Here is a 16,124-nt window from a genome sequence, read left to right on the forward strand (position 1 = left end):
GGGCCGTGGGCCGGGAAGTCCCGCTCATCGCACCGCCCTGCCGTCAGACGCGGTGTGTCATCCGATGGTCCAGCGCTGCAACGCCGATCCGCTGTCGGGCTGTTGGGCGACGAGTGCGCCGTTGGCCGTCGAGGCCGTGGTCAGCAGGAGGCCGCTCTTGACCGATGCCAGGGTGTGGGTGCCGCCGGCGACCGGCGTGATCCGCCACCGCTGGTTGGTTCCGCCGGTGCACGTCCACTGGACGACGGCGGCCCCGGCGGACAGGGAACCGCCGCTGACGTCGGCGCAGAGCCCGGAGGCGACGTTGACCAGGGTGTAGGAGCCGTCCGACTGCTCGGTGAGGGTCCACTTCTGGTTGTTCCCGCCGTGCAGGGCCCAGGTGGTGAGCCGCGTCCCCGGAGACGTGGAGCTGCCGGGGACGTCCAGGGCCTGGGTGCCGGAGGCGAGGGTGTGGACGCCGTTCAGGCTGCCGCCGGAAGCGCTCGCCCAGGGGACGTCGGGGGCGGCGTAGTAGCCGACTCCCGCCGCCGTCCAGCGCGGTCCGTGGATCCCCAGCCGGCGGCTGAAGTCGGTCCAGTCGTGGGTGGACTGGGGCGACCAGCCGATCTCGGCGATGGCGGGCAGGCGCGGGAAGGTCATGTACTCGGCGTACACGTACGGCTCGGGGAACTGGCTGGTGGACTGGGGCAGGCTCTGGCTGCCCGCGTACGCGCGGTCGGCCCACAGGGCCGCTTCGACGCCGGCGATCCGGTCGGCCGGGACGAGCGAGCCGGTGCCGTTGGGCTTGGCCGTCGAGGTGGAGGGGTCCCAGTCGTAGGCCTTGCTCACCGGGACGTAGCCCTGCCAGGAGAGCCCGTACGGCGTCGACGCGTCGTACTTCATGTCGAGGTACGCGTGGTCCGAGGGAGACATCACGAACCGGGCGTTCTGCTGGACGGCGTTGCGGACGAACTGGACGTCCTGCGTCTCGCCGGCGGTGCCGATGCTGGCCCGGTCGTCGGCGTCGCCCCACCACTGCATGATGCTGTTCGCGGGGATCGTGGACTGTCCGAGCTGGTGCCACGCCATCACGGTCTTGCCCCGCGCCGTCGCCGCCGAAGTGGCGGCGGACACGTAGGCGTTGTACTGGGACGTGGTGGCCTGCGGCGTCTCGTCGCCACCGAGGTGGACGTACGGGCCGGGAGTCATCGCCGCCACGGTGTCGATGACGGTGGTGAGGAAGCCGCTGACGTTGGATATGTGCTGGGCGTCGCTCAGACAGTAGAGGCTGATGCCCACGTCGAAGCCGGAGTACGGCTTGATCGCCTTGTTGTCGCAGTTGAGGTTGGCGACGGACGCCAGCGCGGCGCTGGTGTGACCGGGGCCGTCGATCTCGGGGACGACGGTCATGAAGCGGGACTTGGCGTAGGCCACGATCTCCTGGTACTCCGCGGCGGTGTAGTACCAGGTCGTCCCGCCGGTGAAGCCGCTCTGCGTGCTGGCGCCGATCGTGGTGAGGCTCGGAACGGCCCCGATCGCGATGCGCCAGCCCTGGTCGTCCGTCAGGTGCAGGTGCAGAGTGTTGATCTTGTAGGCCGCGGCCTGGTCGATGTACTTCTTGAGCTGGGCCATCGGGAAGTAGCGCCGGGCCACGTCCACCATGACGCCCCGGTAGGCGTACCGGGGCGTGTCCGAGATCTGGACGGGGGCGACGGTCCAGGGGCCGGGCTTGACCGTGGTGGACTCGATCGCCGCCGGCAGCAGCTGCCGCAGGGTCTGCACTCCACGGAAGAGGCCTTGCGCCCCGTGCGCGGTCACCGTCACGCCGGTGCCGGTCGACGACAGGGTGTAGCCCTCGGCGCCGAGGCTCGACGGGCCGTTCGCGTCGAGGACGACGGCCTGGCCGCCAGACGGGGAGGTCGACGTCACCGGCAGGGTGTAGCCGGTCGCCGGGGCGAGCAGCGCGGCGAGGTACGTGCCCATGCCCGCCGCGTCGGGATCGGCGGACGGGACGACGTTCACCGGCGTCTGCGCGGTGAGGGTGAAGCCGCTGCCGGTCAGGTTCGTCTGTGACGCGGGCTGGGGTACGACGGCCGGGGCGGTGGTCTCGGCGACCGAGGCCGATGCGGCGGTCGCCGTGGCCGTCGCCGGCAGCGGCGCGGCGAGGGCGAGGGTGAGAGCGGCGAGAGTGGAGAGGTTTGTTCTCCGCCTGCGCGACAAGCGCATGGAGGACTCCTTCGCTGGAAGGGACGCACACCTGCGGGCGCGGCTGAGCGCGCGCAGCACGACGGGAGTGAGGTGACGACAGGAAGAAGGCAGTTACGAACACTGATCGTGCGCGATGTTGTTAAATCAGGCCCACTGCCGAGCACTTTCGAACGAACCGTGACAGTCGTGGAGTGAGGGCGTCAAGGCTTACCTGGACGTAGCTTCACCGGGTGCGGACCTCGCCGCGAACTCCGGGGACGAAACATGAGCATCTCGACAGTACTCTTGCCGAGATGCTCATGTTTACGTAATCATTGCAGATTGCACTCACCCGCCGAGGCCCGTGGCACTGGCGTGCCGGGGCGCGTGACCAGGAGGTGAGGGCGACCTGGTCGATCGTCCAGAAGGCACTGTTGGTGCCCGTGTAGCGGAACGAGAGGCGGGCCGTGGCGGCGCCGGCCGGGACGGCGACGGTGAGGCGCTCGACGGCGTTGCGGTCGGCGCGGTAGGACTGCAGGAGCTGCTGGGGGCCGCCGTCGAAGGAGATGTAGACGTCGCCGGTCTGCGGGCCGTCCACCTTGTAGTTCGTCGCGTACGAGACGGTCGCCGACGCGCCGCCGGTCACGGCGAAGGCCGGGCTGACGAGGGTGGAGTCGAACTGCCCGGCGCCGTGGGCCTTGTCGTCCCACTCGTCGGAGTCCGCGACGGCGAAGACGTTGCGCGCCCTCACGTTGGTCTCGCGGCTCTGGCCCAGATCGGTGTTGGTCCAGAACTCGTCGGTGGCGAAGGACCAGCCGCGCCACTCGGTCACTCCGCCCGTGGGCATGGCCGAGTTGTCGATCGTCCAGCCGGTGGGTGCGCTGGTCGTCCAGCCCTTGAGGGTGGACGACAGGGCGCCCTCGTCCACCCTGGTGCCGAGCGAGGGCCGCAGGGCGTCGAAGGCGTCGGGCGCGAGGGTGCCGATCGGCTTGCCGTCGAGCTGCCACGCCGGGTCGGGGGTGACCCCGAAGTGGTTCAGGACGGTCGGGGCGATGTCGGTGACCTTGACGTCGTAGCGCACCGAGCCCGGCGTGAAGCCGGCCCCCTTGGCGATGACGAACGTCTGGCGCTCGGCGGGGGTGTTCCCGCCGTGGCCGCCGCTGGGCATGTGGCCGTGGTCGGCGGTGACGATGATCTGCCAGTCCTCGTCGGCGTACGTGGCGCGGGAGGTGACGGCGTCGAGGATCCGGCCGATCTCGGTGTCGGCTGTGTTGAGCGCGTCCAGGTAGGCCCGGTGCTCGGTGCCGTAGGAGTGGCCGGCGCCGTCGACGTCGTCGAGGTGGACGAAGGTCGCGTCCGCGTCGGTGGTCGTGAGCTTGGAGACGGCGGTCGCCGTGGTGTCCGCGTCGCTGACGCCCCCGAGGCGGGTGTCGACGCCGGGCCCGAAGACGGTGCCGGGGATCGGGCTCCAGGTGCCCACGACCAGGGTGTTGAGCGAGGACTGGGCACCTTCGAGGCGGGTGGCGTAGTCGGGGTAGAGGTCGTAGCGGGCGCCGTTGAAGCTGTTGTCGACGACCTTGTGCTTGTCGGGCCACGTGCCGGTGGCGATGGTCGACCAACCCGGGCCCGAGGAGGTGGGGGCCATCGGGTTCGCGTAGAGGTTGGAGGTGGAGGTCATGCCGGCCGCCATGAGGCCCTTGACCCGCGGCATCTTCGCCTTGTCGAACTTGGCGAAGGTCGCACCGTCGATGCCGATCACCAGCGACTTGGGGCGCTTGGTGACCGCGGCGGCGCCGGCGGACCCTCCCGCCTTGTCGCTCGCGGCATGGGCGGAGGCGGCGAGCGGCAGTACGGCTACCGCGACGGTGCCCGCGAGGGCAGCGCGAACAGAACGGGACAGGCGCACGAAAGCTCTCTGGAGAGGACGGTGGTTGGGGTGCACGGCGCTCTCGGCCGGGCGTTGATGAGCCTGAGCCCGGCCGAGGATGAACAGATTTGCTCAAAACTCATCACAGGTGAACAGTCGACGACGTCTGGTTCAGACCCGTTAGGCTGTTGTGACCTTCCGAGGGGAGGCGCCCGTATACAGACGGGCGCCCTCCACCGCGAGGGTGGAGGGGCGGCCCGGAAGCGGTGCCGCCGTCAGGCGATCGTCCGCTGCCACTGCTGGTTCTGCCCGCTGTTGCAGGTCCACTGGTCGAGCTTGGCGCCGTCGGCGTACGAGTAGTCGGAGACGTCAAGGCACTTGCCGCTGAGCCGCGCGACCAGCTGGCTGTAGCCGGCGTCGCCCGTCGGCTCGACCTTCCAGTGCTGGGCCTTCACGGAGCCGCACGTCCTCTGGACGACCGGCGCGCCGTCCTCGACGGACGCTCCGCTCACTTCGAGGCACTTGCCGCTGTTGCGGGCCATGATCTGGACGTAGCCGCTGGTGCCCACGTTCTTGAACCAGTACTGCTGGTTGATGTCCCCACCGCAGCCCCACTGGACGATCCGGGCACCGTCCGCGGAGTCGAAGTCGGAGACGTCGGCGCACTTGCCGCTGCTGCGGACCTCCACCGAGGACCTCGCCGCCCCCACCTACTTCCTCCTCGACGACACCGCCCTCACCATCCATCCCTGACGATCACCGGCACACGAGGCCCGCTCCCCACAGGGGGGGCGGGCCTCGTGTCGGCGTTTCGGACAACCACCCTTGCCTACAATGTCGTTGCAGGGAATCGCGATCGGTCGAGGAGTCCCGTGACCCGTTCAGCCCAGCCCGCCGAGTTCCTCGATCCCGGCGGGCTCACGCTCGTCGAGCACGCCCCGCCGGTGCTCTCGCCACGGGAGCGGAGCGAGGTGGACCGTCTGTGGGAGGAGACGCGGGCCCGGAATCCCGCCACGTTCGACGGCCCTCTGGTCGCGAGCCTCACGGTCGACCAGCGGGTGGCTGGCCGCCTGGTGGTGGGGTGGGCACCGATGACCTATCGCCACAGGGCGCTGCGCCGGCTCCGGCCGCCCGAGCGGGTCCCCGGGTCGGTCTTCGTCACCGCCCTGCTCCCCACGGAGGAAGGGATCGTGATCGGACGCGGATCGGCCGTCACGGCGGCGCCAGGCCGATGGACCCTCCCGGGCGGCGCGGCCGAGCCGCCGCCCTCCGGGATGCCCCTGGACACGGAGGTGCTGCGGAAGCACGCGGCTCGCGAGCTGGCCGAGGAGACCGGCGTCCTCGTGGCCGATGCGGAGTTGCGGTTGTGGGGGCTCACCCGCGGACGCCGGTTCGGCAGTCTCGGCTTCCACTTCCTCTGCCCGCCGACGTCCGCCGGGCTCGTGCGCCGGAGGTGGGCGGGCCTGTCTGCCGCACCGTCGACAGGGCACGACGACGTACCCGAACTCGACGCGCTCGCCTTCGTACCCGCTCCCTCCCGTGCTGACCTGCACGGGCCGACCGCGGATTACCTGCCCCAGGTTCTCGACCGGTACTTCGAGGCCTGAGTTCCGGGGTGACGGAGGGTGACGTCCTGGCACGGGGGGGGGTCCGTGGTGATCCGGGCCGAGTGCGCGGGGCGGCGCTCGGGGGATCACCGATCAGGACGTCTCGGGTCGCAGGGGTGGCCGGGGCGGGGGAGGGTAGGCGGGGTGCGACGAAAGGGCATTGTGATGAATGAAGGCCGACCTGCGACGACGACCGATTCCGGCGCGCCGGTGGAGAGTGACGAGCATTCGCTCACGCTGGGGCCTGGGGGGCCGATCCTCCTGCAGGACGCCTATCTGATCGAACAGATGGCGCAGTTCAACCGGGAGCGGATCCCGGAACGCCAGCCGCACGCGAAGGGGAGCGGTGCGTTCGGCCGCTTCGAGGTCATGCACGATGTCAGCCGGTACACCAAGGCGGCGGTGTTCCAGCCGGGGACGCGTACCGATCTGGTGGCCCGCTTCTCGACGGTGGCCGGTGAGCGCGGCAGCCCGGACACGTGGCGCGACCCGCGGGGCTTCGCGGTGAAGTTCTACACCAGCGAAGGCAACTACGACATGGTCGGCAACAACACGCCGGTCTTCTTCATCAAGGATCCGATGAAGTTCCAGCACTTCATCCGGTCCCAGAAGCGCCGGGCGGACAACAACCTGCGCGACCATGACATGCAGTGGGACTTCTGGACCCTGTCCCCGGAGTCCGCGCACCAGGTCACGTGGCTGATGGGCGACCGCGGCATCCCGCGGACGTGGCGCCACATGAACGGCTACACCTCGCACACGTACATGTGGATCAACGCCTCCGGTGAGCGCTTCTGGGTGAAGTACCACTTCAAGACCGATCAGGGCATCGAGTTCTTCACCCAGGAGGAGGCCGACCGCATGGCGGGCGTCGACTCCGACTTCCACATGCGGGACCTGTTCGAGCACATCCGGGACGGGGACTTCCCGTCGTGGACGCTGCACGTCCAGGTCATGCCGTACGAGGATGCGGCCGGGTACCGGTTCAACCCGTTTGACCTCACGAAGGTGTGGCCGCACGGCGACTACCCGCTCATCCCCGTCGGCCGGATGACGCTGGATCGGAACCCCACGGACAACCACGCGGAGATCGAGCAGGCGGCCTTCCAGCCGAACAACTTCGTCCCCGGAATCGGGCCGAGTCCGGACCGCATGCTGCTGGGCCGGCTCTTCTCGTACGCGGACGCGCACCGCGCCCGCATCGGCACCAACTACCAGCAGCTGCCGGTGAACGCCCCCGTCGTCGACGTCCACACGTACTCCAAGGACGGCGCGATGGCGTACCGGAAGACGTCCGATCCGGTCTACGCGCCGAACTCCAAGGGCGGACCGGCGGCCGACACGGAGCGGTACGGGACCCCACCGGGCTGGGCCGCCGACGGCGAGATCACCCGGGCGGCCTACGTCTCCCACCCGAAGGACGACGACTGGGGGCAGCCCGGCACCCTCGTCCGCGAGGTCCTGGACGACGCGGCCCGCGACCGGCTCGTGGACAACGTGGTCGGGCACCTCCTCGACGGGGTGAGCGAGCCGGTCCTGGAACGGGCGTTCGAGTACTGGAGGAACATCGATGCGGCCATCGGTGCCCGCATCGCCGACGGAGTGCGCGCCAAGCAGGGTTCGTAGCGGTCAGGCAGGTTCGGGTGTGCGGAAGCCGCCGCTCCTCCCGGAGCGGCGGCTTCGCGGTGGGTGGGCGCTCCTCCCGGAGCGGCGGCTTCGCGGTGGGTGGGCGTCACGGCGTCGGCAGGGTGATCTCCCGCTTGAGGATCTTACCGCTCGGCCCCAGCGGGAGCTGGTCCACGACCCACACCTGGCGGGGGTACTTGTAGGCGGCCACCTGGTCCTTGACGTAGGCGCGCAGCTCGTCGGGGGTGGCGCTGGAGCCGGGGCGGAGCGTGACCGCGGCGGCTACCTCCTCGCCCAGTTCGGCGTGGGGGACGCCGATCACGGCGGCGAGGGCGACGGCGGGGTGCTCGTGGAGGACCTCTTCGATCTCGCGCGGGTAGACGTTGTAGCCGCCCCGGATGATCATGTCCTTCTTGCGGTCCACGATGTAGAGGTAGCCGTCGTCGTCGGCGCGTGCGAGGTCGCCGGTGCGGAGCCAGCCGTCGGGGATGGCGGCCCGGGTCTCTTCCGGGCGGTTCCAGTAGCCCCGCATCACGTTCGGGCCCCGGACGGCCAGTTCGCCGATCTCGCCGGGGGTGACGTCCTGGCCCTTGTCGTCGAGCAGGCGTACGTCGACGTCCTGGATGGGGGTGCCGATGGAGCCGGCCTTGCGCGGGCGGTCGGGGTGGTTGAAGGTGACCACCGGGCTGGTCTCGGACATGCCGAAGCCTTCGAGGACCGGACAGCCGAAGCGGCGCTCGAATCCGTGGAGGATCTCGACCGGCAGCGAGGCGCCGCCGGAGATGCACATGCGCAGGGTCGACACGTCGGCTTCGGACGGGTGCTGCAGCAGCGCCGCGTACATGGTGGGTACGCCCTCGAAGACGGTGGCCCGTTCGCGGGCGATGGCTTCGAGGACGGCTGCGGGGTCGAAGCGCGGGATGAGGACGAGCGAGGCGCCGCTGCGGACGGCCGCGCTCATGGTGCAGATCTGTCCGAAGATGTGGAACAGCGGCAGGCAGCCCACCACCACGTCCTGCGGTGTCATCCGCTGGACGTGGACGGTGTTGACCTCGGTGTTGTGGCGCAGCCCGGCGTGCGAGAGGACGGCGCCCTTGGGGCGGCCGGTGGTGCCGGAGGTGTACAGGAGGACGGCCATGTCGTCGTCGTCCGTGTCGGCGACCTCGGCCAGCGGCTCGTGCAGCTTCAGGAGGGCGGCGAAGGCGGCGGGTTCGACGGCCGTGTGCCGTACCCCTGCGGCGGCTGCTCCTTGCGCGCCCTCACCGGGGGCCTGGTGCCATTCGAAGAGCCGGACCGCGCCGGAGTCGGCGAGGTGGAACTCCGTCTCCCGGGTCTTCAGGAGGGGGTTCATCGGGACGACCACGGCTCCGGCACGCAGGACGCCGTAGTACAGCACGACGAATTCGGGGACGTTCGGAAGCATCAGGGCGACGCGGTCTCCGGGCCGTACGCCTTCGGACCTGAGCAGGGCGGCGGCGCGGGCGCTGCGCTCGTCCAGCTCCCTGTAGGAGATGACCTGCGTCCCCAGGCGCAGCGCGGGGCGCTCGGGCTGCCGTCGCGCCGTCTCCACGAGGAACCCTGCCAGATTGGCCATGACCCGCCTCCGTTACACCGCATCGCCGGATGTTTACATCGTCGACATCTTGCAGCCGGGTGCGGCCCGGGCCTATGGCCTGCGGGACAACGCATGAGCCCGCGCATTGTCCTCCACCACAAGATGAGGGCATTAAGCTGCGCAGATGATTCTTGCGGGTGTCGCGGCGACGCTTCTGGCGGGGCTTCCAGAGCTGGGTGAGCGCATGGCGCTGCGGATCCGCGCGGACGTCGAGGCGTACCGGGACGAGTCGCTGATCACCCTGGATTCGCTGCACCGCTCCTGCACCGCGAACGCGGACCTCATCCTCACCCACCTCCGCGTCGGAGGGGCTCCGGACGCGAGTTCGGCCCGCGAGACCGGGCGGCTCCGCGCCGAGCAGGGGGTGCCGCTTGCGGACACGCTGCACGCCTACCGGATCGGCTCGCAACTCCTGTGGACGGCGATCCTCGCCGAGGCCCGTACGCGCCCGGACGTGTCGGACGACCTGCTGTTGACGGAGTCGGCCGAGTTCTGGGCGTTGTCCGGGTTGTACGCGGAGGCGGTGGCGGTGGCCTACCGGGAGGCGGCCGCGGAACTCACCTCACAGGGGCAGGCCAGGCGTTCCGCGCTGGTGGAGGCGTTGTTCACCGGCACCGTGACCGACCGCACGCTGTGGGAGGCGGCCCGCGAACTCGAGCTGCCCGAGCACGGGCCCTACGCCGTCGCCGCGGCCAAGGCCGACACCCCCGGCGAGGGGCCCCTCACCGGCTCGGAGACGGCCCTGCGCCAGGCGAACCTTCCCTCCGCCTGGCGGCTCCTGCCGGACGAGCAGCTCGCGCTGATCGCCCTGCCCACGGCGGCGGCGGAGGCCACATGTCTGCGCGTCCTGCGCCGGACGCGCGCCCGTGTCGGCTTCAGCCCGCTCTTCCACTCACTGCGGGACACGCCCCAGGCACTGCGCTTCGCCCGTCTGGCCCTCGCCGGACCGGCGGGTGCGGGACCTGGTGTGGCACGCTTCGACGACAATCCGCTGGCGATGGTCGTCGCCGCGGCTCCTGAAGAGGCCACGCACCTGATGGAGCTGGTGCTGCGGCCGTTGCTCGACCTGCCGGCCGCGGAACGAGCCCGGCTCCTGCGCACCCTGGAGCACTGGTTCGACGCCGCCGGCTCGGCCGCCGCCGCCGCCCGGAGCCTGTTCGTCCACCCCAACACCGTCCGCTATCGCCTGCGCCGCGTGGAGGAGCTGACGGGCCGCTCCCTTTCCGATCCGCGAGCGGCGGCCGACATCGGCGCGGCACTCCTGGCGGTCCGCGATCCAGGGCGTGTCGACGCGGGACCGGCCACGACGAGGTACTGATCGCCCGCGCCTTCGCGAAGCGTACGGCGGCGGCACCTTGCCTGCCTGCACGCGCCGGCGTTCGACTGCCTGCCGTCATGCGCCGGCGTTCGGCTGCCTGCCGTCATGCGCCCTCGTCGTTGACGAGAAGGATCTTGCCGACGTGGCCGCCCGCCTCCATGAGGCGGTGTCCTTCGGCGGCGTCGGCCATGGGCACGGTCCGGTCGACGACCAGCTTCACGGTGCCGTTCTCGATCATGGGCCAGACGTTCTTCCGGACCTCGGCCACGATCTCGGCCTTGTGCGCCTTCGAGCGGGTCCGCAGGGTGGTGCCGTGCACGGAGGCCCGCTTGAACACGATCTCGGCGAGGTCGAGCCGGCCCTCGAGGCCTTTCTGGAGGCCGATGACGACCAGGCGTCCGTCGGCCGCCAGGGAGTGGACGTTCCACTCCAGGTAGTCACCGCCGACGACGTCGAGGATGACGTCGTACGGGCCGTGCTCCGTGAAGTCCTCGGTGCGGTAGTCGATGGCCACGTCGGCGCCCAGTTCCCGGGCCTGGGCGGCCTTCTCGGCTCCGCCGACCGTCGTGACGACCCGGGCGCCGAGGGCCTTGGCGATCTGGATCGCCATGGTGCCGACACCGCCGGCGCCGCCGTGCACGAGGAGCGTCTCGCCGGCCTTCAGGTGCGCGGTCATGACGAGGTTGGACCAGACCGTGGCGGTGACCTCGGGGAGGCCTGCCGCTTCCGTCAGTCCGATTCCCTTGGGGATCGTGAGGAGCTGTCCGGCGGGAACGGCGACCTTCTGCGCGTAGCCGCCGCCGGTCAGCAGGGCGCAGACCTCGTCGCCCACCCGCCAGCCGGTGACTCCCTCGCCGAGGGCGCCGATCCGGCCGGAGACCTCCAGCCCCGGATACGGCGACCAGCCGGGCCGCAGCGGGTAGAGCCCCCAGCGCTGCATGACGTCCGCCCTGTTCAGGGCGCTGGCCACGACGTCGATGACCACCTCGCCGGCGGCAGGCGTCGGGTCCTCGACCTCGACCCACTCCAGGACTTCAGGACCACCGTGCTCCGTGATCGATACGGCCTTCACGACAACTCCGTTCCCACGACCGTGACGCAGGGCTCTCACGGGTCCTGCGGACGGGGTGGGTCCACACACCCGGGAGCCGAATGTTTACATCACATACATTAGGTTCCGAAGTGTGCAGTGTCAACATTCGGGGCTCAGTCCTCGTCCACGATGTGCATCGCGGCCTCTTCGGCGGAGGCCGCGCCGCCGTCGATGCCGAGGTCGCGCGCGTTGAGTTCGTACCGGGCGGGGCCGGTGCCCTGGTCCTCGGAGAGCAGGCGCCCCGCGCGGCGGCCGCCGACCTGGTCGTCGAGGAGTTCCCCGTCGGTGTCCGTGGCGTCGCCGAGGCCGTCGCCGTCCGGGGCGGCGAGCTCCGGCACTTCCTGTGCGAGCCGCGAGTCGAGGGATTCGCCGCGTGCGCGCTCCGCCGCGGTCACGCCCTCGTGTTCGACGCCCAGGGGGCGTTCGGGCGGCGAGTAACCCTCGTCGAGCGGGTCGCCGGCGGGCGCGTAGAGGGTGTCCTCGTAGTCCAGTACGCCCGCGTCGTCCTGGACCTCGCTGCCGTCGGGCTGGTAGACGTCGTCGCCCCATCCCTCGGTCTCAGTCATGTGGAACTCCGTTCGCCGCACCGCGGTTCATGGCGTGGTGGGGGGAAGAGCGAAGCGGAAGGCACCTGCTCCGCTGCCCAGTTGGAGCCAGAGGTACCGGGGCTGGGTGACGACGCGCAGGGCGATGGCCTCGCAGCCCGGGCAGCGGGCGGTCAGGCCGGGTTCGGGGCCGTAGACGTGCAGTTGGGCCAGGGTCGCCGGCAGACGGCAGGAGGGGCACAGGCGCCAGGCCGTGGTCGGGTCCATCGTGAAGATGTCCCCGAGTGGGCCGGCCAGGGCGTTGCCGTCGAGGTACAGCGGGTGCTCGTTCATGGGCGGGGTTCCTCACCGGTCGGCGGCGCGGGTGTCAGCCGAAGCGTTCGGTACGGATCTGGCCGGGCGCGTACCCGGTGGTCAGGAGGAGGGTGCCGGCGTGCTCGACGAACCCCGTCGGGCCGCAGACGTAGCAGCGGGCTTCCGCCGCGGGCGGCACGTCCACGAGGTCGAGCTTCGTCATGCGTCCGGCGGGCCGCTCGGAGCCGTCCGGTGCGCGGCGGGTGTAGAGGCGCCGGACGCGGACGTGGGGGTCGGTGGTGTCGAGTTCCTCGGCGTACCAGACCTCGTGCGGGTCTCGGACGGAGTAGAGCAGGGTGCAGGGCTCGGACGACGCGGAGGCGAGGCGGGCGCGGAGCATCGCCATCAACGGCACGATGCCGGAGCCTCCGGCCATGAGCAGCAGCGGGCCCGGTTCCTGTGGCGTCCATACGAACCAGCCTCCGAGAGGTCCCTTGACCTCGACCTCGGCACCCACGGGGAGATCGTCGGCCAGGTACGGGGAGACCTCGCCACCCGATGCCGCCTGGATTCCCAGCTCGATGCGGTCGGTGTCGGCGGGGGCGGCCAGCGAGTAGCTCCGTACGGCCTGGTACCCGTCCGCCGCCGTCAGCCGTACGTCGACGTGCTGACCCGGAAGGTGTCCGGGCCAGTGCGGAACGTCAAGGGTCAGTGTGCGGCCGGTCGCCGTCTGTCGCGTCCGGTCGGTGAGTCGGCCCCGTCGCCACCCGCGCATCAGTCACTCCGGTAGCGCTGCTCGCGCCACGGGTCGCCGTAGGCGTGGTAGCCGGCCGACTCCCAGAAGCCGGGCTCGTCGTCCGGCGTGAGGATGAGGCCCTTGACCCACTTGGCCGACTTCCAGAAGTACAGGTGGGGGATGACGAGGCGGGCCGGGCCGCCGTGGTCCGGTGACAGCGCGTACCCGTCGTAGGAGTGCGCCAGCCATGCCTTGCCGTCGGTCACGTCCTCAAGCGGCAGGTTGGTGGTGTAGCCGTCGAAGGACTCGGCGACGACGAAGCCGGCCGCGGTCTCGACCTCGTCCAGGAAGACGTCGAGGGAGACACCGCGCCAGGTGGTGTCGAACTTCGACCACCTGGTCACGCAGTGGATGTCGACGGTGGGCTCCTCCTGCGGGAGGGCCATCATCTGGTCCCACGTCCATGTCCGCGTCTCCCCCGCGTCGGTGGTCACGGTGAACGACCACCGGTCCGTGGGGACGTGCGGGGTGGGTCCGGCGGACAGGACGGGAAACGATTCCGTGGGGTACTGCCCTGGTGGCAGCCGTCCTTCGAACGCGTGAGTCCTCCCATGGAACCCCGGTGACAAGCTGCCCATGGGTTCACTCCTCCCGCTCGAAGTCGGCCTCCGCCCGCTCGTCGTCGAGATCGGCCTGGGCCTGGGTGTACAGGTCGTGCACGAATCTCCGCGCGTCTTCGGGCGAAATGCCGACGCCGAGCCGAAGGAGGCGGCCAGTCCACGAGGCGAGGGAATCGCCGGGTTCTTTCATGGGAACCTCTTGTCGGGCTGGAAGTCCTGATCGACGGCTGGAAGACCTGAAGTCGTCGGCCGTCTGCCGGCTGTCTGTCGGCGACAGACTGGGAAGGCGGGGTCCCACCACCGCACGCACGCCGGCTCCGCGGAACCCGCCATGGGGACACAGCGCACCGTGTCCCTGCTCTTCCTTCCATGATCCCCGCCTGCCGTACACGCGCAACCCGGCGTGCCCGGGTCCCTGTTGCCGCACGTCCTCCTGCGATGCGGCGGTGGGCGAACACCCGCAACTCGTCGGTAACCGCTGCTGCGGCGCGGGCGTGACCACCGCGTACGAACGCGTACGGATCGCTTCCCGGGACGCTGCGGAAGGCCGCGGTGGAGGACGGCCCTGCCGGAGCGGCCGGTGTCGCCGCAGGATGCTGCGGGCGCTGCCGCTCATCGCCTCCTGCCCAGGAGGGGGGCACCGTCAACGTCAACGAGGCCTTCGCCGCCGCCTGGGGAAGCGTCGACGCCCCGATGGGCGGCATGGGCGACTCCGGACTCGGCCGCCGCCACGGCGCCGACGGCATCCTCAAGTACACCGAGGCCCAGACCGTCGCCCACCAGCGCCTCCAGGGGTTCCACCCGCCGTCCCGCATCAGCCCCGAGAGGTGGGCCACTCTGTTGACCGGCGCCCTGAAGGTCATGAAGGCGGTCGGCGTCCGCTGACCGCAGGAGCGCTGAGGGCAGGGCCACGGGGGTGGGGCACGGGGGTCACGGGACACAGGAGTGCCGGAGCAGCAGGAGCGGCAGGAGCGGCAGGAGCGGCAGGAGCGGCAGGAGCGGCAGGAGCGGCAGGAGCGGCAGGAGCGGCAGGAGCGGCAGGAGCGGCAGGAGAACGGCTCACTTTCCCTCCCGGTTCCCTCTTCCCTTTCGATCCTTTATGATGTATGCACCGTTCACATCAGAATCACGACGTGAACACCGCACATATCAGGAAGACGAGTGGGTCCCATGGCGCACAGCAGTACGTACCATCACGGCGATCTGCGTGCCGCCTGCCTGCGGGCGGCACGGGAACTACTGGAGGAGGACGGCAGCGCGGGCCTCTCCCTGCGCGCGGTCGCGCGCAGGGCAGGGGTTTCGGCGACCGCACCGTACCGCCACTACGCGGACCGCGAAGCGCTCGTCTCCGCCGTCGCCGCCGAGGGCTACCGTGAGCTCGCCGAGCACCTGGCGGCGGCCCATCCCGCCCCCTCGACCCCGGACGACCTCGCTGCCGTCGCCGTCGTCTACGTCCGGTTCGCCCTCGACCACCCCGCGCTCTTCCGCGCCATGTTCGCCGAGCCCTGCGACCCGACCAGCGAGGAACGCGTCGCCGCGACGGAAGCGATCACCCAGTACGTCCAGGGCATCGTCCGTAGCGCCTTCCCCGCCGCCGAGGACACCGCAGCACTCGCGACCACCGTCTGGGCCCTCGTCCACGGCCTGGCCTTCCTCCACCTCGACGGCAAGCTCGACGCGTCGACGCCCGAGGTCGTCGCCGGCCAGGTCCGCACCTCCGTCTTCGCCCTGTTCGCCGCCGCCCCCGCCCTCCAGACGGCCGACACGGCGAACTGACCGGCGCCGCTCAACCCGCGCGGCTGAGCCGCCCCGTCGGCATCGCCTCGACCATGCGACCCGCTCGACGGATGACCAGGCCGCGCATGCCGGCAGCCAGCGCCCAGAGCAGGACGGGGAATGCGGCGACCCGTTCCATTCCTCCCATGCCGAGACCGAGGTACTGGCGGGACAGGAACAGTCCCAGGGCGGCGAAAGCCGTGACTCCCAGGGCCGCGGTGCCCCACCGCAAGCGGGTCGGTATGCGCTCCGAAAGGCCGAACCCTGCCAGAACGAGCCCGATGTTGCCCGCCGCCATGATGAGGAGGGCGCCCAGGACATGCTGGTTCTCGTCGACGTCCGCGGGAGCCAGTCCGGCCAGCACGAATCCCACGCCGGCGCCGGCGAGCAGCAGGCGGGCCGCGGCCGCGGTCCGATTCTCGCGCCACAGGACACCGGCGGTCAGGACGACGCCGACGACGAGCAGCACTCCCAGGGCGACGAAGGAAGCATTCATCAGACCGTGCTCGGGAGAGCAGACGTACCGGGGTTCAGGCTCCGCCTGTAACGCGCAATGAGCGTTGCCCAGGTCGCTGATGTTGTTCCGCGCCCAGCTGTACGGTCTCACCCAAGCCGACTCGGCGATCCCGTGGATGACGAAGAACTGCACCACGCCCACGATCCATGCCGCGTATCCGATCCGGACTCTCACCTGTTCGCCTTCCGTCGCGCGATTTCCGTACGGACAGCCGATCATGTGGCGCCGAGCGCGGGCACTCCGACAACCCCCCTGGAACGGGGTGGGGCAGCCCCTACCGCGCTGGTGACGCGGGAGGAGGGCCGCAAGGACCGACGGCTCGCCCGCCGGTCGGCGGAGGACGC

At 70.6% G+C, this 16,124-nt stretch carries 16 protein-coding genes and 1 pseudogene; 6 read left to right on the forward strand and 11 right to left on the reverse strand.

What is annotated here, in order from left to right; translation table 11 throughout:
- Positions 1–57: 57 nt before the first annotated feature.
- The 3 genes from MRBLMG1_RS24085 to MRBLMG1_RS24095 form a co-directional block, all read right to left on the reverse strand.
- Entirely contained in the window at positions 58–2,205 is a 2,148-nt protein-coding gene (locus MRBLMG1_RS24085; protein WP_367826177.1) for a family 20 glycosylhydrolase, read from the reverse strand.
- A 205-nt stretch (positions 2,206–2,410) separates the two neighbouring features.
- Positions 2,411–4,072, reverse strand: a complete 1,662-nt coding sequence (locus MRBLMG1_RS24090) for an alkaline phosphatase family protein (protein ID WP_367826178.1) — start codon at positions 4,070–4,072, stop codon at positions 2,411–2,413.
- Between the two features lie 236 nt (positions 4,073–4,308).
- Entirely contained in the window at positions 4,309–4,743 is a 435-nt protein-coding gene (locus MRBLMG1_RS24095; protein ID WP_367826179.1) for an RICIN domain-containing protein, read from the reverse strand.
- Between the two features lie 162 nt (positions 4,744–4,905).
- Between MRBLMG1_RS24095 and MRBLMG1_RS24100 the strand changes: the two genes are divergently transcribed.
- Together MRBLMG1_RS24100 and MRBLMG1_RS24105 are read left to right on the forward strand one after the other, a co-directional pair.
- Positions 4,906–5,640 (forward strand): NUDIX hydrolase, encoded by a 735-nt coding sequence (locus MRBLMG1_RS24100; protein ID WP_367826180.1) that lies wholly within the window; start codon positions 4,906–4,908, stop codon positions 5,638–5,640.
- A gap of 165 nt (positions 5,641–5,805) precedes the next feature.
- Positions 5,806–7,266, forward strand: coding sequence for a catalase (locus MRBLMG1_RS24105; protein WP_367826181.1), 1,461 nt, complete (start codon positions 5,806–5,808; stop codon positions 7,264–7,266).
- Between the two features lie 106 nt (positions 7,267–7,372).
- On the opposite strand, the gene MRBLMG1_RS24110 is transcribed toward MRBLMG1_RS24105, so the two are convergent.
- Positions 7,373–8,860: a long-chain-fatty-acid--CoA ligase gene (locus MRBLMG1_RS24110; RefSeq protein ID WP_367826182.1), complete on the reverse strand. Its 1,488-nt coding sequence runs from the start codon at positions 8,858–8,860 to the stop codon at positions 7,373–7,375.
- Positions 8,861–9,005: 145 nt separating this feature from the next.
- On the opposite strand from MRBLMG1_RS24110, the gene MRBLMG1_RS24115 reads away from it, so the two are divergent.
- Positions 9,006–10,199 (forward strand): PucR family transcriptional regulator, encoded by a 1,194-nt coding sequence (locus tag MRBLMG1_RS24115; protein WP_367826183.1) that lies wholly within the window; start codon positions 9,006–9,008, stop codon positions 10,197–10,199.
- Between the two features lie 103 nt (positions 10,200–10,302).
- Here the strand turns inward: MRBLMG1_RS24115 and MRBLMG1_RS24120 are convergent, their stop codons facing one another.
- The 6 genes from MRBLMG1_RS24120 to MRBLMG1_RS24145 all read right to left on the reverse strand — a co-directional run bounded on the left by MRBLMG1_RS24120 (position 10,303) and on the right by MRBLMG1_RS24145 (position 13,677).
- Entirely contained in the window at positions 10,303–11,271 is a 969-nt protein-coding gene (locus MRBLMG1_RS24120) for an NAD(P)H-quinone oxidoreductase (protein ID WP_367826184.1), read from the reverse strand.
- A 134-nt stretch (positions 11,272–11,405) separates the two neighbouring features.
- Positions 11,406–11,858 (reverse strand): DUF5709 domain-containing protein, encoded by a 453-nt coding sequence (locus MRBLMG1_RS24125; RefSeq protein WP_367826185.1) that lies wholly within the window; start codon positions 11,856–11,858, stop codon positions 11,406–11,408.
- Between the two features lie 27 nt (positions 11,859–11,885).
- Positions 11,886–12,170, reverse strand: a complete 285-nt coding sequence (locus tag MRBLMG1_RS24130) for a DUF6510 family protein (RefSeq protein WP_367826186.1) — start codon at positions 12,168–12,170, stop codon at positions 11,886–11,888.
- 34 nt (positions 12,171–12,204) lie between these two features.
- Positions 12,205–12,906 carry a ferredoxin reductase gene (locus tag MRBLMG1_RS24135; protein ID WP_367826187.1) on the reverse strand — a complete coding sequence of 234 codons (702 nt, stop codon included), beginning with the start codon at positions 12,904–12,906 and terminating at the stop codon, positions 12,205–12,207.
- A complete protein-coding gene (locus MRBLMG1_RS24140; RefSeq protein WP_367826188.1) occupies positions 12,906–13,505 on the reverse strand; it encodes a sulfite oxidase-like oxidoreductase in 600 nt (199 codons plus the stop codon). Before MRBLMG1_RS24140 ends, MRBLMG1_RS24135 begins: the two co-directional genes overlap by 1 nt.
- 4 nt (positions 13,506–13,509) lie before the next feature.
- Positions 13,510–13,677, reverse strand: a complete 168-nt coding sequence (locus MRBLMG1_RS24145) for a hypothetical protein (RefSeq protein WP_367826189.1) — start codon at positions 13,675–13,677, stop codon at positions 13,510–13,512.
- Between the two features lie 443 nt (positions 13,678–14,120).
- Between MRBLMG1_RS24145 and MRBLMG1_RS24150 the strand changes: the two are divergent.
- From MRBLMG1_RS24150 to MRBLMG1_RS24160, 3 genes and pseudogenes are all read left to right on the forward strand, one after another.
- Positions 14,121–14,372 (forward strand): annotated as a pseudogene (locus MRBLMG1_RS24150) (aldehyde dehydrogenase family protein); the annotation flags it as partial.
- Positions 14,373–14,432: 60 nt separating this feature from the next.
- The gene (locus tag MRBLMG1_RS24155) at positions 14,433–14,624 is read left to right on the forward strand and encodes a hypothetical protein (protein ID WP_367826190.1); all 192 of its coding nucleotides are present in this window, start codon (positions 14,433–14,435) and stop codon (positions 14,622–14,624) included.
- A 33-nt stretch (positions 14,625–14,657) separates the two neighbouring features.
- A complete protein-coding gene (locus tag MRBLMG1_RS24160; protein ID WP_367826191.1) occupies positions 14,658–15,263 on the forward strand; it encodes a TetR/AcrR family transcriptional regulator in 606 nt (201 codons plus the stop codon).
- 10 nt (positions 15,264–15,273) lie between these two features.
- Here the strand turns inward: MRBLMG1_RS24160 and MRBLMG1_RS24165 are convergent, their stop codons facing one another.
- The gene (locus MRBLMG1_RS24165) at positions 15,274–15,915 is read right to left on the reverse strand and encodes a DUF998 domain-containing protein (protein ID WP_367826192.1); all 642 of its coding nucleotides are present in this window, start codon (positions 15,913–15,915) and stop codon (positions 15,274–15,276) included.
- Between the last annotated feature and the right edge of the window lie 209 nt (positions 15,916–16,124).

This window comes from Streptomyces sp. LMG1-1-1.1, from assembly GCF_040815545.1.
Classification (GTDB): Bacteria; Actinomycetota; Actinomycetes; order Streptomycetales; family Streptomycetaceae; genus Streptomyces.

Coding starts and splice junctions, on each gene's coding strand:
- MRBLMG1_RS24110 (WP_367826182.1), bottom strand. CDS start 8,860: ATGGCCAATCTGGCAGGGTTCCTCGTGGAGACGGCGCGACGGCAGCCC.
- MRBLMG1_RS24160 (WP_367826191.1), top strand. CDS start 14,658: ATGGCGCACAGCAGTACGTACCATCACGGCGATCTGCGTGCCGCCTGC.
- MRBLMG1_RS24115 (WP_367826183.1), top strand. CDS start 9,006: ATGATTCTTGCGGGTGTCGCGGCGACGCTTCTGGCGGGGCTTCCAGAG.
- MRBLMG1_RS24125 (WP_367826185.1), bottom strand. CDS start 11,858: ATGACTGAGACCGAGGGATGGGGCGACGACGTCTACCAGCCCGACGGC.
- MRBLMG1_RS24085 (WP_367826177.1), bottom strand. CDS start 2,205: ATGCGCTTGTCGCGCAGGCGGAGAACAAACCTCTCCACTCTCGCCGCT.
- MRBLMG1_RS24140 (WP_367826188.1), bottom strand. CDS start 13,505: ATGGGCAGCTTGTCACCGGGGTTCCATGGGAGGACTCACGCGTTCGAA.
- MRBLMG1_RS24105 (WP_367826181.1), top strand. CDS start 5,806: ATGAATGAAGGCCGACCTGCGACGACGACCGATTCCGGCGCGCCGGTG.
- MRBLMG1_RS24130 (WP_367826186.1), bottom strand. CDS start 12,170: ATGAACGAGCACCCGCTGTACCTCGACGGCAACGCCCTGGCCGGCCCA.
- MRBLMG1_RS24135 (WP_367826187.1), bottom strand. CDS start 12,906: ATGCGCGGGTGGCGACGGGGCCGACTCACCGACCGGACGCGACAGACG.
- MRBLMG1_RS24145 (WP_367826189.1), bottom strand. CDS start 13,677: ATGAAAGAACCCGGCGATTCCCTCGCCTCGTGGACTGGCCGCCTCCTT.